Source organism: Microvirga sp. BF8 (assembly GCF_059888585.1).
Genome location: NZ_CM187619.1, coordinates 839731 through 858552, shown reverse-complemented (window position 1 = coordinate 858552; position 18822 = coordinate 839731). Strand labels below are relative to the sequence as shown.

The following is an 18822-nucleotide window of genomic DNA, read 5'->3' as shown; positions in this document are numbered from 1 at the left end:
ACAAACCCGTTGTTCTAGAGGCCCGGACGACGGCGGAATTGAACGGATACTATACCGGCCTCGCCAACGAAAAGCATCTCCAATCAGCTTGGCCCCTGGGATAGACCGGTTGTTGGCGCTATTCTCGACCGGGAAAGTAGCCAAAGAGCCGGCTGGGGTCCTTCAAAAGAAAAGGTTCCGACCACTGACCGCGCACCGGACTGCGGAACGGGATCCAGCGTCTGTCAATTCTTTCATGAAACGGAGCGTGGCATGAGGCATCATCCTTTTGGTTCCCGGCGGGACTCTGTTGCCGTCATCGGCCAAGGTACATGGCGGCTAGACGAGGGAGATCGCTCTCGGGCCGTAACGGCGCTTCGCAAGGGGCTCGATTGTGGCATGAACCACATCGACACTGCCGAGATGTATGGCGAAGCCGAGCCTCTGGTCCGCGATGCACTCGGCGGTCGGCGCGATGAGATCTTTCTCGTTTCGAAGGTGATGCCACAGAATGCGTCCCGCCTCGGGACGATCGCTGCATGCGAGAAGTCCCTGGCGCGCCTTGGAACCGATCGGCTGGACTGCTACCTCCTGCATTGGCGCGGCAATCACCCGTTGGAGGAGACCATTGCGGCCTTCGAATCCCTTCGCAGCGACGGGAAAATCCTCTCGTGGGGCGTCAGCAATTTCGATGAAGTTGATCTGGCGGAAACGCTGGCCATCGCGGGCCCCGGGAAGATTGCCTGCAACCAAGTTCTCTATCATCTCGGCGAGCGCGCGGTGGAGCACGCCGTCCTTCCCTGGTGTGAACGCAACGAAGTTGCGCTTGTCGCCTATTCTCCTTTCGGTCACGGGGCCTTCCCTGAACCGCAGACGCAGCAAGGCCAGGTGCTGGCACGCATCGCCGGTGCCCGCCATGCAACGGCTCGGCAGGTCGCGCTTGCCTTTCTGACCCGCAGGCCCTCGCTTTTTACGATTCCGAAAGCGGGCTCGCCGGATCACGTACGAGCGAATGCGGCAGCCGGGGACCTTATCCTGTCGGATACGGAGATCGCCGAGATCGACAGAGCGTTTCCGCGCGGACCACGCCCCAGAACCCTTCCAATGATCTGATACATCACTGCGCCGAAAGAACTGGGAGAGGCCGCCCTCATCGACCGGAGGTCCAAATCTATCTCCGTTGGGCGAAGCCCACTATGATGGTGTCAGGAGTGTCGCGATGAACCTCCCCGATCCAGTTCTTGGAGCCTTCGTCGTACTCGTCGTGGCATGGGCCATCGCACTCGTATCCCTGCCGCTCGCCCGTCGATATCGAGCAAGACGCGACGCGCTCGCCACTGTTCTGCGAACCGACAGCCGATATTGTGACCGGGACCTCTCGCCGATCGCCAACGCGCTGGATCAGGATGTCGGAAGCATCATGGCCCTCGCCTTTCCCGTCGCCCTCCCAGTGATCATCCTCGTTCTGGCAGGAGCTGGCTTCGTCCGCCGCCTCCGCAGGTCGCCGCGCCGTTCCCCTCTCGAAGGGCTCGAATGGGCGAGATTTCGTGAGCACGAGCTTCTGCTTCTCGAGGATAAAGTCGCCGGCCGCGGAATCCTGAGGGCGGACCCGCGGTTCCGGCGGCTCAGCGAACTCGCCTTTGAATGCGAGATCGTAAATCGGCCGGTGGTGTCCTTGATTACGATCGCGATTTCTCTTGCGCCCCTCATGCTCTATGGCGCGGTCTATGGAGGCCGGGAAGCCGTCCTCATCCTACCGCAGCTTGCTTACTTCTACGCTCATGCCCTTCGGCCGCTCATGCGGCCCGGCTAGAACCTAGAACCGGTTGCGGACTGCCTTGGTCCAGAGAATGCCGCTTCTCGGTCCGCTACGCAGCGGACGAGAGCCGGGACAGAACGAACCAGCCGACGAAACAGACAATCGAGAAGCCGGGGACCAGAAGGCCGAGAATTGTCCACCGATGGACACGATGCTCCCACGCATGGGTCTGATGTTCGACCTCTTCCGTCAATGGCGCTTTGAGGAGGGCCTTGAATCGCTTGCGGGCATAATATCCCATGACAAGAACAACAGGAGACAACCAGCCGAATATGATGGCCAGATCCCACATCAGGTTTCGATATTGTGCGATGGTCACGTCGATCTCCGCCTTTGCCTCCGCCCCGTCATCCGAACGGCATCGCGTCGGGCGGCCGAAGAGTCGCGGGAAGGATGAGGGCCAAGTCGAGCATTTTTGTGCTTGTGCGACCTAAGGGTTATTGGCCAGAACACCGGGAAGGTCCTCAAGGTTCCCGGAAAAGCGCAGCGTTCATCCCTGGTCTGCGCCATCAGACGGACTGGCGCAGGACAGTGAGCAATACACCTGCAGCGCTCTGAGCCGCCCTCAAGGGAATATTTTCAAAGATTTGCCCATGCCCGAGGGCCGATGCGGATAGATCCCAGCCGTGCGCACGGGAACGGCTGGGGAGCCATGAAAGATAGCTGCGATGTCGGTCAGCTCCGCTGAACAAGGTCCGCCGGCAGATCGCGGTTATGGTACTTCTTGAAGGTGGCATTGAGATGCCCATTCGCAACGTTCGTCTTGATCCAATTATCCAGCCACTCCTTCAACCGCGTTTCACCCTGCGGAAGGGCAATGCCCAGATTGAGCTCCTGCTGAACGATCTTGGTCACGAGTGGATTCTTTCCGCCGCGCTTCTCATTCATGGCGGCCAGAACGGCAGTCTGGGTCGAGACGATATCAACCTGTCCCGACACGACCGCGGTGATCAGCGTCGCATCGTCTTCGAAACGGACGATCTCGGCACCCTTGGCATTCTGCGTGACCATCTGGTCGTTGACTGTCGCGCGGGTCACGCCGATGCGCTTGCCAGCAAGGTCGGCATAGTCCTTGATCGCTACGGATTCAGGCGCCGCGACGATGATGTTGAGGGTTGCATAGGGAACTGTAAAATCGACGGCCTTCTTGCGCTCGGGCGTGATGCCGAGATTGGCCACCAGAATGTCCGCCTTGCGTGTCTGGATAGTCGGAACGCGTGCCGCATTCGTGATCTCGACGAGTTCAAGGTCGACGCCCATGTCCTTGGCAATCATACGGGCGGTTTCGACATCCGATCCGGTCGGCTTCACCTGAGCATCCACAAAGGCGAAGAGCGGGACGCCCATCGCGACGGCGACACGGATCTTTTTCGCCTTCATGATATCGTCGAGTTGATCGGCCTGCGCCACGGGCGCGAAGGCAAGCCAGGCGGCAGCGGCGGCCATGCCGAGACGGGCGATGGTCTTGAGCGTCATGTTCGTTCCTCCATTATCGGTTGTTGTAAAGCGGCCCCTGTCGGGCCAGTGTCATCAGAGGCCGGTAGCCAGAAACTCCTTCAGTTCCGGCGTCTGAGGATTGGCAAGCATGTCGCCGGATCCAGTCTCCCAGACACGACCCGTGTGCATGAAGATCACCCGGTCTGCGACACGACGGGCGAAAGCCATCTCATGAGTGACGACGACCATCGTCATGCCACCCTTCGCCAAGGACTCCATCGTCTTGAGAACTTCGCCGGTGAGCTGCGGATCGAGCGCGGAAGTCACTTCATCGAACAGCATCACCTTCGGATTCATGGCGAGAGAGCGCGCAATTGCGACGCGTTGCTGCTGCCCGCCCGAAAGTTGCTCGGGATAGGCCTCTATCTTGTCCGAAAGCCCTACCTGCGCCAGCGCCTCCTCGGCGATAACCCGCGCCTTAGCGGTCGGCGTCCGCTTCACCCGACGCGGGGCAAGCATGATGTTCTCGGCGACGGTGAGATGTGGGAAGAGATTGTAGCTCTGGAACACCATTCCAACATCCTGGCGCAATGAACGCAGATCGAGCGCCGGGTCATGGACGCGATGGCCGCCGACTTCGATCTCACCGGACTGGATTGTCTCAAGGCGATTGATGCAGCGCAGCGCCGTGCTCTTACCCGAGCCGCTGCGTCCGATGATGGCGACGACCTCGCCGCCTGCGACGTTGAAGCTCACACCTTTGAGAACCTCGATCGCGCCGAAGCGTTTGTGAACGTCATGCAGCCTGACGACGGCCGACATTGAGCCTCCTTTCGAGCGCGCGGCTCCAACGGGACAGGGGATAGCAGAGGGCGAAGTAGAGACAGCCGGCGAGGCCGAACACCAGGAACGGCTGGAACAGGGAATTGTTGATGACCTGGCTCGCCCGCGTCAGCTCGACGAATCCGACAACGGATGCGAGCGAGGTATTCTTGAGCACCTGGACGAAGAAGCCCACAGTCGGCGCGGTGGCGATCCTTGCCGCCTGGGGCAGGACGACATCGACCAAAGTCTGCCAACGGCTCAGCGCCAGGCACTCGGCCGCCTCGCTTTGCGTACGAGGCACAGCCTCGACGCAGCCACGCCAAATCTCCCCGAGGAACGCGCTGCAATAGATCATCAGCGAGACACCCGCGGCGACAAGCGGCGGCATTTCGATCCCGACAACCGACAATCCGAAATAGATCAGAAATAGAAGAATCAGCAGAGGCGTTCCCTGAATGATCTGCACGTAGACGAGCGAGGCATTGCGAATAAAGCGCGAACGGGACGTGCGCAGCAGCATCACGCCGAATCCCGCAATACTGCCCAGCAAGAACGCGAGAACCGTGAGGACGACCGTCCAGGCAACGCCTTGGAGCAGATAAAGCAGATGGTCGAGTGTGAAATCACCGCCCATATCCACCTCACAACGCCGTGCCAAGTCGGCGTCGGCGGGGAAAGATTGCCTGACCGAAGAGGAAGAATGCGAACTTCAGGAGGACGGCGAGAGCCAGATAGAGTACGGCCACGACGATGTAGGTCTCGAAGGCACGAAAGGTCACCGACTGGATGTTGTTGGCGACCGCCGTGAGTTCCTCCGCAGAAATCTGCGACGTGATGGAGGACGCAAGCATCATCAGAACGAACTGGCTCGTGAGAGCCGGATAGACCCGCTCGAGCGATGGCCGCAGGATGACGTCCCAGTAGATCTGCGCGCGCGAAAGACCAAGTGCTTCGGCCGCTTCAATCTGCCCTGGGTGAATCGTGTCCATGCCAGCACGGACGATTTCGGCCGTATAGGCTCCGACATTGATGATGAGAGTCAGAATGGCCGCGAAGAAGACAGGCAGCCTGATGCCGATGCTGGATAGACCGAAGAAGAAGAAAAAGATCTGAATGATGTAGGGCGTGTTGCGAACGGTCTCGATATAGGCCCCGCAGACCGTCCTGAGCCAAGCGGACGAACTGCGTCGCCCGATGGCGCAGAGAATGCCGATGACAAGTCCGAGGACGGTCGCGATGGCCGTCATCTCGAGCGTCGTCAGCGCACCCCGCAAGAATTCGGGCCAATAGTCCTCGAGCGCCGAGAAGTCGAACTTGTATTTCATCCGCCCGTCCTCATCGTGCGAGCCAGCCCCCGTCGACAGGCAGAACAATGCCATGGACGTAGTCCGCGGCCCGTGACGCGAGAAAGACCGCAGCCCCGCCCAGATCCGACGGGTCGCCCCACTTGCCAGCGGGGATGCGCGAGAGAATCTGGGCGTTGCGATCTGCATCCTCGCGCAAGGCCTGCGTGTTGTTCGTCGTGAAATAGCCGGGAGCGATGGCGTTGACATTGATGCCGCGCCCCGCCCATTCGCAGGCAAGCAGGCGTGTGAGTCCGGCAAGTCCGCTCTTGCTGGCGGTATAGGCCGGGATGCGGATGCCGCCCTGAAAGGAGAGGAGCGACGCGATATTGATGATCTTGCCGCCCTTCCCGTCCGCGAGCATTTTCCGGGCGAACGCTTGTGTCAGGAAAAACACCGTCTTGAGGTTGATATCCATGACCGCATCCCAGTCCGCCTCCGTATAGTCGATGGCATCGGCACGGCGGATGATGCCGGCATTGTTGACCACGATGTCGACACGGGCGCGCTCGGATGCCTCCGCTGCGATTCTCTCGATCGGTTCGAGCGTTGAGAGGTCGGCCGAGATCGTTTGGATGGATCTTCCGGTTTTCGCCACCGCAGCTTCAGTCTCTGCCATCGATGACCGGCCGACGGCGACGATGTCGGCACCGGCGCCGGCCAGTGCGACGGCAATGGCCTGCCCCAGACCGGTATTGGCGCCAGTCACGAGAGCCGTCTTTTCCGTGAGGTCGAAAAGGCTGTTCATCGAAGCATTCTCACCGCAGGTCCGACATGGCGACCATGTCCATGTCCGTATAATCCTGATTGTCGCCGCCCATTGCCCAGATGAAGGCATAGTTTGCGGTTCCGACGCCGGAGTGAATCGACCAGCCGGGCGACAGGATTGCCTGTTCGTTCGCCACCATCAGGTGGCGTGTCTCGCTCGGCTCTCCCATGAGGTGGACAACACGGGTGTCGAGTCCGAGATCGAAATAGAGATAGGCCTCGGAACGGCGGTCGTGGGTGTGGCAGGGCATGGTGTTCCACATGCTGCCGGGCTCAAGCTGGGTCAGGCCCATCACCAGCTGGCAGGACTGGCACACCCCTGGAATGATGTACTGGTGAATTGTGCGCTTGTTGGCCGTCGCCTGCTCACCAACCTTGAAGCTGTTGGCCTTCTCCTGCGGGATCTTGACGGTTTCGTAGGTCGCATGGGCGGGCGTGCTTATGAGGTAGAACTTGGCGGGCGCCTGCGCGTCCGTGCTTTCGAATGCTACGTCGCCCGCATTCATTCCGATATAAAGGCCGTCACGGCGCCCCAGCTCATACACCGTTTCACCGACAAGGACGCGGCCGGCGCCGCCGACATTGATGACACCGAGTTCGCGGCGCTTGAGAAACGCGTCTGTGCCGACGGCTTTCGGAGTCGGCAGCGACACTCGGTTCCTGACCGGCATCGCGCCGCCGACGATCAAACGATCGATATGACTGTAGGTGAGCAGCACCTCATCGGGCGAAAACAGGCGCTCGATGAGAAAGTGCCGCCTCAGCTCCTCCGTATCAAAGCGCTTCACAGCCTCGGGATGCGAAACCTGCCTGATCTCGATCGTCATTTCGTCTCCAGGTTATTCTTGGGGGTCGTAAGCTCGTCGTTCGGGTGGGGCGATGCGCTGCCGCCGACATCGAAGTAATCGGGATTCAAGCCTGCTACGTCGCCGATATCGGCCATGAGACTTCCGAGGTGGTGACCCATGTGGTGAGCCGCGTCGCTGGGATCGCGACGCCGGATGGCATCGAGCACGGCCTCATGTTCGATGAGCACGCGCTCGAGCCGCCCCTCCTGTGGAAGCGTCAGCCGACGATAGCGATCGACTTGGACCTTGACCTGCTGCGCCACGCGCCAGAGGCCCGGATATCCTGCCGCCTCGGCGATGGCGGCATGAAAGGCGTCGTCGTTCTGGTGGAAGTGCTCCCGGTCTCCCCTGGCTGCGGCTTCGCGCAGACGATCCATGACGGCTTCGATAGCGGCGATTTCTCGTGGGCCGGCACGGGTCGCTGCCATTCGAGCGCTCGTCTCTTCCAGAGCACGGCGGATGATGAGTGCCTCCGGCAGGGCCTGGAGTGGAATGCGCGAGACATAGGTTCCCGATTGAGGGAAAATGTCGATCAGCCCTTCCTCTGCCAGTCTCAGCACGGCTTCGCGGACGGGGGTCCGGCTGACGCCATAAGCCTCCGCGATTTCCTTTTCGACGATCGGCTGACCGGGCAGAAGCTTAAGGGCGAGAATGTCGTTGCGTAGATCCTGGCGGATGACGGCCGAGGCTGTCGGCACCTGTCGGCGGTCCTTGACCTTCCCGGCGGGATGCACGCGGCGACCGCGGGGCCGCGAAGGGGCAACGAAGACCTCGGACACGGGCATTTCCTCTCGCATGTTCTCTGCATGCGGTTTTTGCTCGCCAAGCGAGCTCTTCGGAAAACTCATATATTAGTATACCAATTTGTCCACCCGACGAAAGGTTAAGAACAGCCCGCGGCAAAACGGCATGCCGGAGCTGGATGCCGGGGATCCGAAGAACCCGTCTCCGCATAAGGCATTCGGGTTCCCAACGAGATCCTGGCGCGGGACACAGGGCATCTGAAGAGAAAGCTTGTGGGTGCAAGTTAAGCGCGGCGCAGCTGCGGCATCAGCAGCAAGATCAGCCTAAGAAAATTCTAGGAATTTTCTTGAAGAACAGGCCCGGAGAGAAATCGAATCATGGAGCTGAAATGGATCAATTTTGCCTGAATTAACCAGCCCCCTTGTAAAATAACCCATAAAGTTCTATATGAACATTATCGACATTTGGCCGGACAATCGGGCCGTTTCGCTATTGGCACTGCCAGGCGCACGTTCGGACTTTCTTTCCAAAACATCGACTTAACGATCGATGGTGGCGCAGCGCGCCGCCACGTTCACGTGCATCTACGACAATTGCGAAAGGCTATCCCGATGATGATCGGTACCGTGAAATTCTACAATGACATGAAGGGCTTCGGTTTCATTCAGCCGGACGACGGCAGCAAGGACGTTTTCGTCCATGCCACGGCCCTCGAGCGCGCCGGCATGCGCGGCCTGACGGAAGGCCAGAAGGTTTCCTTCGACACAGCCGAAGATCGCCGCTCCGGCAAGGTAGCGGTGAACAATATCCAGCTTGCCTAAGAATGGATCGGCGTCCTCCCCTAGACGCCCCTCTTACGAAGCCGCTCCCTGGGGAGCGGCTTTTCTTTTTCGAGAAACCACCGATGAGGCTGCCATGAACATGTTCCGGAAATCCGCTCCTGCAAAATCGGTGATCTTTCTTGTGAGCTACGACGATTCCCGAACTGCCTATCTGTGGGTCGACACGCCCTCGAAGGCGAGCGACAGCCGGGCCGTGGAAGGAATTGCGCGGGCCCAGCAGAGCCGTGGCACTCTGCCCCCGGGCAATATCACCAGCATCAGACGGGTTCGATAATTCCCGGCCGTCGATCCGAGCAAGAAGCGAGATAGAGAGACAGAATGAAAGAAGACAGATTTGGCGAGCGCCTCAACGCTGCCAAGATGGCGAAACAAACCATGGCCGCAAAGTTCCTCCAGCGGCCCGGGAATGATGACCCGGCGGTGATCGAGCGCCGTAAAGCCCGCGAGGCTGTCAGCGCCGCGCGCGATGTGCGCATCGCCGAGCGCGAAGCCGCGAAAGCAGCATCGGTCGCGGAGGCGGCAAAACTGCAGGAACGGATCGCCGTTGAAATGGCGGCTCAGCAGGAGCGCGCCGCTGCCGAAAAGGCCGCTGCAGACGCCACGCTCGAATTGGAACGCAAGGCCGCCCGCGACGCACGCTACGCGGCGCGAAAGGCCCGAAGCCGATAAGAATTTCCACCCTGCCCCATGGCAGGCTCACAGTTCCACTCGCACCGAGGAGATCAACAGCCATGTCCCACAAATTCAAGGTTCGCCAGATGGTCCGACTGAAGCACGCCGGTTTTGCCGACGCCCGGACGAGCTCCACCAGCACCTACGAAATCGTACGGCTCATGCCGGCCGACCAGACCGGCGAACTTTCATACCGGATCAAATCCGGGTCGGTGGAGCGGGCCGTCCGAGAGAGCGAGATCCGCGGGGCCTGATCGGACTGGACAGGCTGGGACAGCACTGGCTCGCGCAGCGACGAAGCTTGGAGCTTGAGCGATCCCTCCCTCATGGTCTGGCGCACCGCCCCCCGGCGATGAACCGCTATGACGTCAGGCACATCACCACGCCATAGCCGTTCGTCTGGGCCGTCGTTGGAGGCGACCAGGCAGGACCCTACCGCGTGCCGACGATCACCGTTGCTGTCGACAGCATTTGGACGGTTCCGTCGCGCATAGACTTGCGCGCCACCTCGAGGACTTCGGCCCGGATGCGGTCCCGCGTTGCCGCGTCGGCCTTCGCAAGCGCCGCGACGACGGGTGCTGCGATCTCGGTCATGAACTGCCAATATTGCTCCGGCGTCTCATGAACCAAGAAGGTCGATACCTCCTCCTCAACAATGTCACGCAAGCCTGCCTCGCCGAACGCGGCGCGCATTGTGCCCTCTGGCGCACAGCGGAACAGGCCAGGCGAACCGGGCTGCGCGGGAGGCACATCCACATGGCGGGCAATCGCGCCCGTAACGGTGGTCGCCCAGGGGTTCTTGTCCGGCGAGCTCCAAACGGCGGCGCAAACCCGCGCCTGCGGCTTCGCCACCCGTGCGAATTCGCGCGCAGCCGATACGACATCGGGAAAGTACATGAAACCGAAGCGGCAGAGGACAGCATCGAAGCTGGCGTCGCGGAAAGGCAATGCGCCGGCGTCGCAAGTACGGGTCTCGAAATTGCGCATGCCGCGGCGCGCTGCCTTCTCCGCCGCCACAGCCAGCATTCGTTCGGACAAGTCCGTCACGGTCACACGCCCATGCGGCACAAGCATCGCTGCCGTGAGCCCTGGTTCGCCAGTACCGGAAGCAACATCGAGGACGCGGGAGTCCTCCTGCAGATCGGCGAGTCGGATCATCGCCTCGCCGAATGGAGCCTCCCAATTCTGGACCAGTTCGTCCCACTTGTTCCAGCCGGCGGAGAACTGATCCCAGGTTTCACGCTGTTGGTCACGAATTTGGTCGAGGTTCGAAGACATGCAGCCTGGCTCCCTCTTGACAGGAGTTCCTCGCCCGATGGGCAGGGCATTATCCGCCTCCCTTGGATGAACTTGCAATCCAAATCCGCTGCAACCAAGACAAGGGAGCGACGGTCGCCCCGTCGGGCCGCGAAGGACAAGATTGCCACGATCCCCGCCAAGGGCGGCTCGTCCTGAGCTGGCCGGGTTGGAACAGGGCCGGCTCGATGCCGTTCGCTCTGCTGTCGGTTCCCGGCTGGGCGGCGATCGCCGCATTCCTGGATCTGGCGCCAACCCCGTGAGGCAGGTGAACGAGGGGCACCGGACGACCCGGAAAGCGCAAGACCGCTTTTGGTCCGGCGCTTCAGCGAGTTCCTGTCTGCCTCGAGGAACTTGCCTCTCGAAGGCCGATCTGGCTGGACGCCGCAGATTTGCTGCGATCTCGGGTCCTCAAATATCGTTCACAATCAGTTCGGAATGTGTGGCCGCCAGCGTATCGGCAACCTTCAGCACCTCGGACAGATGCTCACGAGCGGCACGCTCGGCCGCTGCAACATTGCGCGCGCGAACGGCCAGGAGCATCGCTTTGTGCTGCTCAATCAGCTTCGATACCGGCGTGACGTTTGGAAGGCTGAGAAAGCGCAGACGATCAAACTGGGCCTTCTCCCGCTCCAGCACCGCCCAGATATTTCCGACGTCGATGGACTCGGCGAACACCCTGTGAAAGACGTCATCCGCAACAGTGAACCGCTCCGGCTCACTTTGTGCCGCCTCCTGATCGCTGATGGCCTTGTCGAGCGCTCTCAGACTTGCTTCCGAAAGTCCCCTTTCGGCTGCTCGATGCAGGATCGCGATCTCCATTGCCTCCCGGACGAAGCGAGCGCGACGAACCGCCTTCAGGGAGATGCGCGTAATGAACGTGCCTCGCTGCGGCCAAACTTCAATCAGGCTCTCATCAACGAGCCGGAACAGGGCTTCCCTCACCGGCGTGCGGCTCGTCCCAAACCGGCGTGCGAGTTCATTCTCGGAGACGCGCGTGCCCGGTCGAAGGCGCAGGAAGATGATATCCTGACGTATGATGTCATGGATCTCCGCGACACTTGCGGGCATCGCGATGGGCTGGAAGCTCTCGTGCTCTGCCTTTTCTTGAGCAGTGGTCTTATGTCGAGGCGTCTCGGCCACGTCGCAGGTGCTCCCGATTACGCATTCCAGCCGAGATGACCGAGGAAGTCGCGGGTCCGCGCCTGTGTCGGTGCATCAAAGATCTGGGTTGGCGGGCCCTGTTCGACGATCTGGCCACTCTCGAAGACGACAACGTGATCCGCCACGCGGCGGGCAAAGGTCATCTCATGGGTGACGACCACCATGGTCATGCCGTCATCCGCCAGTGCCTTCATGACGTTCAGCACCTCGCCAATGGTCTCGGGGTCAAGTGCCGACGTCGGTTCGTCGAAGAGCATCACCTCCGGTTCCATAGCAAGTGCACGGGCGATCGCCACGCGCTGCTGCTGACCGCCGGAGAGGTTCGCCGGATAGTTGTCGGCTTTGTCGGTAAGACCGACTTTTGCGAGAAGAGCTTCAGCTCGCTGACGCGCCTTCTCCTCAGAAAGGCCGAGAACGGTCGTCGGTCCCATCATGATGTTCTCGATGGCCGTCTTATGAGGGAAGAGTTCAAAGTTCTGGAACACCATCCCCATTCGCTGACGAACCTTGCGGATCGCCCCCGGGTCCCTGGGTAGCGAAACGCCGTCGAACAGGATTTCACCTCCGTCAATGGTTTCCAGGGCGTTGGTGCAGCGCAGAAGTGTGGACTTGCCCGACCCGGATGGGCCGATCAGGCACACCACCTGGCCGCGCTTCACTTCCATGGAAACGCCTGACAGGGCAACGAATTTCCCATATTGCTTGCGAACGTCACGGTACTGCAGGACGATGTCAGGAGCGGTCTGCGTCGCAGAGACGGCGGCTGTCATTCTGTCACCCCGAATTTCTTGTGGATCCAATCTGCGAGCTTGGCCTGCGGATAGCCCATCAGCCAATAAATCGCAGCCATAGCAGTGAGCATCTCGATCACGCGGAAGGTCTGGGACCGGATCTGCATCGCGGTGTGGGCCAAATCCCCTACGGCAATGACGGATACAAGCGACGTATCCTTAAACAGGGTGACCCATGTGGTAGCGAGGACTGGAAGCACTCGTCGCCATGCTTGAGGCAGCACGATCTTGCGGAACGACTGAGCTGTGCTCATGCCAAGCGCGAGCGCTGCCTCCGTCTGGCCCTTGCGGATGGACTTGATTCCGGATCGGAATGTCTCGGAATTATAGGCGGTGTTATTCAAAGAAAGAGCCACCAGGCCGGTAACGAAAGGCGAAAAGGCGAGGCCAAAGATCACGGGCATGACGTAGAATGCCCAGTATACCACGAGGATGATCGGAATATTTCGGAACAACTCGACGAAGCAGGTGGCCAAAAATGCGACTGGGCGCAAGTGTGACTCGCGCAACATCGCCACAACGATCCCACAGGGAACGGCAATCGCCATCGTCAGGACGGTAAGGGCGATCGTGATGAGAGCGCCATGTGCAAGCGCACCAGCGCTCGCCGGAATGATGGACCAATCCAGGTTCATGACCGCCCCAGGAAGGCAATGCGCTTATAGACAATGTCGACCGCGCGGGTGACGGGAAAGATGATAAGGAAGTAGATGATCATCACGGTCGTGAAGACCTCAACCGGGGTGTAAGACTGCCCAGCGATCGAATCTGCTCGACGCATCAGCTCCGGCACCGCGATGACAGCTGCGATGGCCGTGTCCTTGATGGAGAGTGACAGAAGCGAGCCAAAGGCGGGCATCATGCGCACAATGGCCTGTGGCAACACGATCTTGCGCACCACCTGGGGTCCCGACATGCCGAGCGCCAGCCCTGCACGGATCTGACCCGGACGCACAGATTCGATACCGGCACGCACCACCTCCGCCACGTAGGCGGCCAGATGGAACGAAAGGGCGAACAGTGCCGACCAGAATGGCGGCATATTCCAGCCCGTGATGGCGGGGAGCGCGAAGTAGATCCACACGAGGACAACCAGAACCGGAATCGCCCGCATGGAATCGATATAGAAGACGAGGACGGGCTTCAGCCACTGCGGCCCATAGCGCCTCGCCAAGCCTACGGCCGTCCCGAGAAGCAGACTGCAGACGGCGACACCGAATGCGAGGAGCAATGTAACCCACAGGCCGTCGAGCAGAAAGCGCCAACTCCGCAGGACAGGTTCGAAATTGAATTCCATGATGGAAGCCACTTCAGCAAGTGAAAGCAGGAGTGGAGCCGATGCCGGGTCGAGCGCCCGGCATCGGAAACATGTACGTCGGCTGCGAGCTACATCGTCTCGACGATACGTTCTTCTTCAGCCTGCAACGCAGGCAGCATCGGATCAGCGACGGATTTCAGCCACTTGTGGAACTCCGGTTGGTTCTTATCGAGCGCGAGGCCGATTTCGTTCGCGGCTTCGGTGCTGTCCTGACAGTTGTTGCCTTCCGGCAGCGCCTTGAGACCCTTCACCTTTTTGTTCAGAGCAATCCACGGAATCCGGTTGATCGGGGTGACATCGGAGCGACGGGCCATGATCTCTTCGACCGGAGCCGCCGTGCCGGCGCTGGACACGCCACGCAACTTCGCCTTCGGGAAGCGTTGCTTCACCCAGTTCTCCTCACCGCCGCCTGTAAAGTAGGCGACCGTGATGTCTGGGTTATTGAAATCATCGATCGATTTGGCGTTTGCGACCTTGGGATTATCGGCGCGGCCGAAAACGCAAAGGCTGGTTTTGGAATAGGTGACGAAGTCGACGACATTCTGTCGTTCCTTGGTCACCGAAAGCGGAGAAATCGTGAGATCGACTTGGTTCGCAGCAAGAACCGGCACCTTCGTCTCGTGAGAGACTGGAACGGGTACCAGCTTGACGCCGAGACGCTTGGCAAATTCCTTGGATAACGTCCAAGCCGGGCCAGCCCACGCCTCGCCCGAACCGGTGGTGTCCTCAACGAGCCAGGGCGGATTGGACAACACGCCCACTCTCAACTCGCCAGCTTTCTTGATGGCGTCGATGCGCGGGCTCGTCCCGGGAGGGGGGACATCCTGAGCCTGGGCCGTGCCGGCAGCCAAACCTATTCCGACCAGTGCCGAGGCGAAGAAAAGAGCAGTTTTTGAGATTGGCATCGGTTGAGTTCCCTAAAACTTGTTATGGCGGCAGTGCAACGCATCCCGCGATCCAATGTGACTTCGTTGCTGTCTCGGTGTAGTCACACAACATGTACTCTAGTATACAAGTTTAGGGCGATCAAGCATCGACCAGAATGAGCGTAGACGTGAGACTAAGCACCTGCCTCTTCGACGCATCGCATCGTCGAGATGCCGCTGCCCTCGCCTCGCCGGTTCTAAGGGACAGCGGCATTTTCACGAAAACGGCCGAGTTGGGAGGCGCGAGCGCCAGCGTCAGAGCACGAAGTCTGCACTCGTGAAGGTGTGCCAGCCAAGCACCTTGATGGCGAAGTCCGCGGCGCCATTGCCGTCGCTGTCGCCCGAGATATAGGTGTTACCGTCGGCCGGATGGTAGACATGCAGCTCTCCGGCGACGTTGTGAAAACGCTCTGTGCCGATGAACGTGAATGTCTGGTTGCCCTCCAGCGCCCGGTTCGCATCGATGTTCACCAGGTTGATCCGATCATATCCCTGCTCAAAGTCGGCAATGGTATCACCGCGGGCATCCGCCTCGGTCTCGAACACGAAGATGTCGCTGCCGGAGCCGCCGATCAGGACATCCTTGCCGGCCCTGCCGTTCAGGATATCGTTCAGGGCCCCACCGTCGAGGACATTGGCGCCCCCGTTGCCCGTCAGCCTGTTGTGCAGGCTGTTGCCGGTGCCGTCGATGTTTGCGGAGCCGTTCAGGGTAAGATTTTCCACGACCTGCCCCTGCAGCGAGTAGGTGATCGAGCTGTAGACGGTGTCGTTGCCTTCCCCTGCCCTCTCAATGGCCCTGTCGTCTGCCTGGTTCACGTAATAGGTGTCGTTGCCCGTGCCGCCATACATGAGGTCCATTCCGCCCAGTCCGTGAATGACATCATGGCCGGCATACCCGTAGATCAGGTCGTCCCCTGTTGTCCCGTACAAGACGTCGTTCTGACTGGTGCCAGCGATGACCTCCGCTCCTCCCGTGTCGGTCTCATCCGGCACGGCCGGGCCCACATCGTCGGGCTCCACGCGTTCCTGGTCGTCCGGTGTGCCGAAGTTCAGCGTAACGAAGACCACGTCCTCTCCATACAAGGTGCCCGCCTTCAGGCCGATCCCGATCTCCTCGTAATGGGCCCTGATGGTGTTCGAATAGTAGGTTGGCGTCTTCAGGATTGTCTCGTGAAGGTTGAGGACGGTCGCCTCGTTCAGGGGTCCGCTTACGTATCCGATATTCTCGGCGACGCTGACATATCCGTAGCCCGCCTGAGTCACGCGGTATCCGGCGGTGGTGCTGTTCTCGCCCGTATGGGTCAGCTTGTCGTTCTGGTCCATCCAGAGGCTGTGCCCATCGGCGGCTGCCAGAAGCTCGCCGTCGAATGAGAGTGCCTGCACTCCGGCCTTGGCGCGGGTCTCATTCACGAGTTGGAGAAAATAGGTCTCCAAAGTCGTCGGACTGTACATGGTCGCGTTCATCCCATCGGCTGCGCTTCGGTTAACTACCCTCACGAAGCCCGGACGATCCGGCTCCCGGAAGGCACGGCTGCGCTTGGCCCTCCAATGTGGTCAGAATGTGATTGCCCTCCAAGACCATCCGCACCTCTTCGCACTGTTACCAATGCACCACAGCGTGCGACGAGCACGGGACGCACAAGTCCCTGCCAGCCGTCTATGCCAGCATGCGACGCGTGGATCGCCGGATGGCACGTCATGGCTGAGTGGAAGGGATATCAGATTTGGCCGCACCGGTCGGTGGTACGCAGGGCCTCGACAGGGCTCTGGGCCGGGAGGCAGCGATTCACCCGGGATTCAGCGCAGCCATCCACCTCTTTCCGGGCGTGCGCCCGGAGCGGTGCTCGACCCCCGGACACGGCGCAAAACCGTTGTAAGCGAAGGAAGAATGCCCTTTCGTCGAGGGAAGAAGTGGTGGGCCTGGCAGGACTCGAACCTGCAACCAGACCGTTATGAGCGGCCGGCTCTAACCATTGAGCTACAGGCCCTTTGGAAAAGGGTCAGCGGCTTTTAGCTGGAAAAAGGGTCGCTCGGCAACGGGTGTCCACGCATGGACGGGAGTGCCGTCCGCCTGGCGGATCCATTACGGCCTGAAGACCTCGATCTTCTCGTCGAACCCCTCCACCGTCTGGGCTCCAAGAGGCGTCGGATTCCCCCAGAGATGTTCCACGAAAGCCTTGGACATGAGCAGCGGTTCTCCGAGCTGCTTGTTGAGTTCCGCGATCCGGCTCGCCAAGTTTACGTCGCGGCCGATCACGGTGAAATCCAGCCGCCGTCCTGATCCGACATTGCCGTAGGCCGCGTCGCCGTGGTGCAGGGCAATGCCTACATTCACGGGCGCCGGGAAGCGCCCCTCCCTGTTGGCGGCCTGGACGCGCCTAAGGGCCTTGGTCGCGGCGGACAGAGCCGACTGCGGCGCGCCGCCCGTGTCGTCGCCACGGTCGCGAACGATCGCCAGAAGGCCGTCACCGAGATATTTCAGCACCTCCCCGCCCTCGTCCTCGATCGGAGGAACGAGGCAGTCGAAATAGTTGTTCAGGAGCTCGACCGCATGTTCAGGGCTCAAGGTCGAGGAGATCTGCGTGTAATCGCGCATATCCGCGAAGAGGATCGCCGAGCGGATGCGCGTGACCTGGCCGCGAAGGATCACCCCCGACAGGATGGCCCGATGCGGGTCGTCGCCCACATAGATGCGAAGGACCTCGTCGAGTCGGTTGCTCGTCGTACGCATCTCGATCACAAGGGCGAAGGACGGGATGACCAGATGCAGGATCTTCAGCGTCTGTTCGTCGAAACCGCGGGGCGAGCGGGTCGCGAAGGAGATGGCGTTCTCCGCGCCGCTGCTGAAGCGAAGCGGAATCGTCAGATAGTGGCGATAGCCGCCTTCCCTGAGCTCTGCGAGGATGGGGAAGGTGTCGTCCGGAGTCGTGGCAATGTCGAGCAGCAGCCATTCCCCGGTTCTGTTGACATGGGCGAAGGGGCTCGACCCATACACCTGCGAACGGCGGTCGCCATGGGGAAGATAGCGCACCATGGTGCCCTCTTCCTTTGTCCAGAACCGCCCGATCCCCGCATATTCCGAATGGAGAGCCTCGATGGCCGAGGCGGCCCGATCGATGGGCAGGCCAAGCTCGCGCAACCGCTCGATGAAGGCGCTCATGATGGCGTTCAGGTCATCCATCCGGGCAGCTTCCGTCACGAGCCAGTCGCGCAGAGCGATGACGCGCGACAAGGTCTCCGGATCCAGGCTGCGCGCCAGTTCCAGGGAATCCTCGAAGGGACTGGTTGGTGAGAGCGAGAGCATTATACCGCCAAGGTGGGATCGTGCGGACAAACCTGCAAGGAGAGGTGCCCTTGAAATCGCCCCTCCGCCGCTTGCCGAACTGCTTTCGTTTTGACACTCTCCGCCGCGAAAGCTAGAGCCTTGCCATGTCCACCATCGAAACGCTTTTCGTCACAAAAGTCTACCGCGCGGAGCTTCCCGAGACCAAGGCGGCGCGCCTCAACGCGGATCTCGAGACGGCCTGCTGGTCCATCGCGGAGGATGACGTGGCCGGCCAGCGCTGGTGCGAGAAGAACGGCTACCCCGGCTACACGTCCTATGCCTCCCTCGATGATCTGCCCTGGCGCGTGCCCGTCTTCGAGGAGTTGCTGAAACAGCTCAACTCTCATGTGGCCGCCTTCGCGAAAGAGCTCGAGTTCGACCTGAAGGGCCGCAAGCTCGAGCTCGACTCGCTCTGGATCAACATCCTGCCACCGGGAGGCATCCACACGTCCCACATCCACCCGCATTCGGTGGTGAGCGGCACCTATTACGTCACGATTCCGGATGGGGCGAGCGCCCTCAAGCTCGAGGACCCACGTCTTGGATTCATGATGGCGGCTCCTCCCCGGAAGGCCAGGGCCAAGCTCGAGAACCGGCAATTCGCCTACATGGCCCCGAGGCCCGGCACGATCCTGCTCTGGGAGAGCTGGCTTCGGCACGAGGTTCCCATGAACGCTGCGGAGAGCGAGCGGATCAGCGTCAGCTTCAACTATTCCTGGCGCTGA

General features: G+C 60.7%; 23 protein-coding genes and 1 tRNA gene. 7 read left to right on the top strand and 17 right to left on the bottom strand.

Going from position 1 to position 18822, the window contains the following annotated elements; all coding sequences use genetic code 11:
• Positions 1-252 precede the first annotated feature (252 nt).
• Both AC522E_RS04085 and AC522E_RS04080 read left to right on the top strand, forming a co-directional pair.
• The gene (locus tag AC522E_RS04085; RefSeq protein ID WP_500749117.1) at positions 253-1092 is read left to right on the top strand and encodes an aldo/keto reductase; all 840 of its coding nucleotides are present in this window, start codon (positions 253-255) and stop codon (positions 1090-1092) included.
• 106 nt (positions 1093-1198) lie between these two features.
• The gene (locus AC522E_RS04080) at positions 1199-1792 is read left to right on the top strand and encodes a hypothetical protein (RefSeq protein ID WP_500749116.1); all 594 of its coding nucleotides are present in this window, start codon (positions 1199-1201) and stop codon (positions 1790-1792) included.
• Positions 1793-1847: 55 nt separating this feature from the next.
• Here the strand turns inward: AC522E_RS04080 and AC522E_RS04075 are convergent, their stop codons facing one another.
• The 8 genes from AC522E_RS04075 to AC522E_RS04040 form a co-directional block, all read right to left on the bottom strand.
• Positions 1848-2117, bottom strand: coding sequence for a hypothetical protein (locus tag AC522E_RS04075; RefSeq protein ID WP_500749115.1), 270 nt, complete (start codon positions 2115-2117; stop codon positions 1848-1850).
• A 356-nt stretch (positions 2118-2473) separates the two neighbouring features.
• Complete coding sequence (locus AC522E_RS04070) at positions 2474-3274, bottom strand: transporter substrate-binding domain-containing protein (protein WP_500749114.1); 801 nt, start codon at positions 3272-3274, stop codon at positions 2474-2476.
• Positions 3275-3328: 54 nt separating this feature from the next.
• The gene (locus AC522E_RS04065; protein WP_500749113.1) at positions 3329-4057 is read right to left on the bottom strand and encodes an amino acid ABC transporter ATP-binding protein; all 729 of its coding nucleotides are present in this window, start codon (positions 4055-4057) and stop codon (positions 3329-3331) included.
• A complete protein-coding gene (locus AC522E_RS04060; RefSeq protein ID WP_500749112.1) occupies positions 4032-4694 on the bottom strand; it encodes an amino acid ABC transporter permease in 663 nt (220 codons plus the stop codon). The genes AC522E_RS04065 and AC522E_RS04060 overlap by 26 nt, the downstream gene beginning before the upstream one ends.
• 7 nt (positions 4695-4701) lie before the next feature.
• Positions 4702-5385: an amino acid ABC transporter permease gene (locus AC522E_RS04055; protein ID WP_500749111.1), complete on the bottom strand. Its 684-nt coding sequence runs from the start codon at positions 5383-5385 to the stop codon at positions 4702-4704.
• A gap of 10 nt (positions 5386-5395) precedes the next feature.
• On the bottom strand, positions 5396-6151 hold the full coding sequence (kduD, locus tag AC522E_RS04050) for a 2-dehydro-3-deoxy-D-gluconate 5-dehydrogenase KduD (RefSeq protein WP_500749110.1): 756 nt from the start codon (positions 6149-6151) through the stop codon (positions 5396-5398).
• A gap of 10 nt (positions 6152-6161) precedes the next feature.
• Complete coding sequence (gene kduI / locus AC522E_RS04045; protein ID WP_500749109.1) at positions 6162-6998, bottom strand: 5-dehydro-4-deoxy-D-glucuronate isomerase; 837 nt, start codon at positions 6996-6998, stop codon at positions 6162-6164.
• Positions 6995-7804, bottom strand: a complete 810-nt coding sequence (locus AC522E_RS04040; protein WP_500749108.1) for a GntR family transcriptional regulator — start codon at positions 7802-7804, stop codon at positions 6995-6997. Before AC522E_RS04040 ends, kduI begins: the two co-directional genes overlap by 4 nt.
• A gap of 570 nt (positions 7805-8374) precedes the next feature.
• Between AC522E_RS04040 and AC522E_RS04035 the strand changes: the two genes are divergently transcribed.
• The 4 genes from AC522E_RS04035 (at position 8375) to AC522E_RS04020 (ending at position 9531) form a co-directional block, all read left to right on the top strand.
• On the top strand, positions 8375-8584 hold the full coding sequence (locus AC522E_RS04035) for a cold-shock protein (RefSeq protein WP_500749107.1): 210 nt from the start codon (positions 8375-8377) through the stop codon (positions 8582-8584).
• A gap of 94 nt (positions 8585-8678) precedes the next feature.
• Positions 8679-8879 (top strand): hypothetical protein, encoded by a 201-nt coding sequence (locus tag AC522E_RS04030; RefSeq protein WP_500749106.1) that lies wholly within the window; start codon positions 8679-8681, stop codon positions 8877-8879.
• 44 nt (positions 8880-8923) lie between these two features.
• A complete protein-coding gene (locus tag AC522E_RS04025; RefSeq protein WP_500749105.1) occupies positions 8924-9274 on the top strand; it encodes a DUF6481 family protein in 351 nt (116 codons plus the stop codon).
• Positions 9275-9336: 62 nt separating this feature from the next.
• A complete protein-coding gene (locus tag AC522E_RS04020; protein WP_500749104.1) occupies positions 9337-9531 on the top strand; it encodes a hypothetical protein in 195 nt (64 codons plus the stop codon).
• A gap of 178 nt (positions 9532-9709) precedes the next feature.
• On the opposite strand, the gene AC522E_RS04015 is transcribed toward AC522E_RS04020, so the two are convergent.
• The 9 genes from AC522E_RS04015 to AC522E_RS03975 all read right to left on the bottom strand — a co-directional run bounded on the left by AC522E_RS04015 (position 9710) and on the right by AC522E_RS03975 (position 18076).
• Positions 9710-10555, bottom strand: coding sequence for a class I SAM-dependent methyltransferase (locus AC522E_RS04015; protein ID WP_500749103.1), 846 nt, complete (start codon positions 10553-10555; stop codon positions 9710-9712).
• Between the two features lie 429 nt (positions 10556-10984).
• Positions 10985-11644 (bottom strand): GntR family transcriptional regulator, encoded by a 660-nt coding sequence (locus AC522E_RS04010; RefSeq protein ID WP_500750580.1) that lies wholly within the window; start codon positions 11642-11644, stop codon positions 10985-10987.
• 89 nt (positions 11645-11733) lie between these two features.
• Positions 11734-12507 (bottom strand): amino acid ABC transporter ATP-binding protein, encoded by a 774-nt coding sequence (locus AC522E_RS04005; protein WP_500749102.1) that lies wholly within the window; start codon positions 12505-12507, stop codon positions 11734-11736.
• Positions 12504-13163: an amino acid ABC transporter permease gene (locus tag AC522E_RS04000; RefSeq protein ID WP_500749101.1), complete on the bottom strand. Its 660-nt coding sequence runs from the start codon at positions 13161-13163 to the stop codon at positions 12504-12506. The genes AC522E_RS04005 and AC522E_RS04000 overlap by 4 nt, the downstream gene beginning before the upstream one ends.
• Complete coding sequence (locus AC522E_RS03995; RefSeq protein WP_500749100.1) at positions 13160-13825, bottom strand: amino acid ABC transporter permease; 666 nt, start codon at positions 13823-13825, stop codon at positions 13160-13162. The genes AC522E_RS04000 and AC522E_RS03995 overlap by 4 nt, the downstream gene beginning before the upstream one ends.
• 89 nt (positions 13826-13914) lie before the next feature.
• Entirely contained in the window at positions 13915-14751 is an 837-nt protein-coding gene (locus AC522E_RS03990; RefSeq protein ID WP_500749099.1) for a substrate-binding periplasmic protein, read from the bottom strand.
• A 276-nt stretch (positions 14752-15027) separates the two neighbouring features.
• Entirely contained in the window at positions 15028-16224 is a 1197-nt protein-coding gene (locus AC522E_RS03985; protein WP_500749098.1) for a M10 family metallopeptidase C-terminal domain-containing protein, read from the bottom strand.
• 460 nt (positions 16225-16684) lie between these two features.
• Positions 16685-16760: transfer RNA gene (locus AC522E_RS03980), tRNA-Ile, on the bottom strand.
• 95 nt (positions 16761-16855) lie between these two features.
• Entirely contained in the window at positions 16856-18076 is a 1221-nt protein-coding gene (locus tag AC522E_RS03975; RefSeq protein WP_500749097.1) for an adenylate/guanylate cyclase domain-containing protein, read from the bottom strand.
• A 125-nt stretch (positions 18077-18201) separates the two neighbouring features.
• Here AC522E_RS03975 and AC522E_RS03970 point away from each other — a divergent pair, with 125 nt between their 5' ends.
• A complete protein-coding gene (locus AC522E_RS03970; protein ID WP_500749096.1) occupies positions 18202-18822 on the top strand; it encodes a TIGR02466 family protein in 621 nt (206 codons plus the stop codon).

Bases quoted from the DNA above. Each gene is read 5' to 3' on its own strand.
- AC522E_RS04085 (WP_500749117.1), top strand. From the start codon at position 253: ATGAGGCATCATCCTTTTGGTTCCCGGCGGGACTCTGTTGCCGTCATC.
- AC522E_RS04080 (WP_500749116.1), top strand. From the start codon at position 1,199: ATGAACCTCCCCGATCCAGTTCTTGGAGCCTTCGTCGTACTCGTCGTG.
- AC522E_RS04070 (WP_500749114.1), bottom strand. From the start codon at position 3,274: ATGACGCTCAAGACCATCGCCCGTCTCGGCATGGCCGCCGCTGCCGCC.
- AC522E_RS04065 (WP_500749113.1), bottom strand. From the start codon at position 4,057: ATGTCGGCCGTCGTCAGGCTGCATGACGTTCACAAACGCTTCGGCGCG.
- AC522E_RS04060 (WP_500749112.1), bottom strand. From the start codon at position 4,694: ATGGGCGGTGATTTCACACTCGACCATCTGCTTTATCTGCTCCAAGGC.
- AC522E_RS04055 (WP_500749111.1), bottom strand. From the start codon at position 5,385: ATGAAATACAAGTTCGACTTCTCGGCGCTCGAGGACTATTGGCCCGAA.
- kduD (WP_500749110.1), bottom strand. From the start codon at position 6,151: ATGAACAGCCTTTTCGACCTCACGGAAAAGACGGCTCTCGTGACTGGC.
- kduI (WP_500749109.1), bottom strand. From the start codon at position 6,998: ATGACGATCGAGATCAGGCAGGTTTCGCATCCCGAGGCTGTGAAGCGC.
- AC522E_RS04040 (WP_500749108.1), bottom strand. From the start codon at position 7,804: ATGCCCGTGTCCGAGGTCTTCGTTGCCCCTTCGCGGCCCCGCGGTCGC.
- AC522E_RS04035 (WP_500749107.1), top strand. From the start codon at position 8,375: ATGATGATCGGTACCGTGAAATTCTACAATGACATGAAGGGCTTCGGT.
- AC522E_RS04030 (WP_500749106.1), top strand. From the start codon at position 8,679: ATGAACATGTTCCGGAAATCCGCTCCTGCAAAATCGGTGATCTTTCTT.
- AC522E_RS04025 (WP_500749105.1), top strand. From the start codon at position 8,924: ATGAAAGAAGACAGATTTGGCGAGCGCCTCAACGCTGCCAAGATGGCG.
- AC522E_RS04020 (WP_500749104.1), top strand. From the start codon at position 9,337: ATGTCCCACAAATTCAAGGTTCGCCAGATGGTCCGACTGAAGCACGCC.
- AC522E_RS04015 (WP_500749103.1), bottom strand. From the start codon at position 10,555: ATGTCTTCGAACCTCGACCAAATTCGTGACCAACAGCGTGAAACCTGG.
- AC522E_RS04010 (WP_500750580.1), bottom strand. From the start codon at position 11,644: ATGCCCGCAAGTGTCGCGGAGATCCATGACATCATACGTCAGGATATC.
- AC522E_RS04005 (WP_500749102.1), bottom strand. From the start codon at position 12,507: ATGACAGCCGCCGTCTCTGCGACGCAGACCGCTCCTGACATCGTCCTG.
- AC522E_RS04000 (WP_500749101.1), bottom strand. From the start codon at position 13,163: ATGAACCTGGATTGGTCCATCATTCCGGCGAGCGCTGGTGCGCTTGCA.
- AC522E_RS03995 (WP_500749100.1), bottom strand. From the start codon at position 13,825: ATGGAATTCAATTTCGAACCTGTCCTGCGGAGTTGGCGCTTTCTGCTC.
- AC522E_RS03990 (WP_500749099.1), bottom strand. From the start codon at position 14,751: ATGCCAATCTCAAAAACTGCTCTTTTCTTCGCCTCGGCACTGGTCGGA.
- AC522E_RS03985 (WP_500749098.1), bottom strand. From the start codon at position 16,224: ATGTACAGTCCGACGACTTTGGAGACCTATTTTCTCCAACTCGTGAAT.
- AC522E_RS03975 (WP_500749097.1), bottom strand. From the start codon at position 18,076: ATGCTCTCGCTCTCACCAACCAGTCCCTTCGAGGATTCCCTGGAACTG.
- AC522E_RS03970 (WP_500749096.1), top strand. From the start codon at position 18,202: ATGTCCACCATCGAAACGCTTTTCGTCACAAAAGTCTACCGCGCGGAG.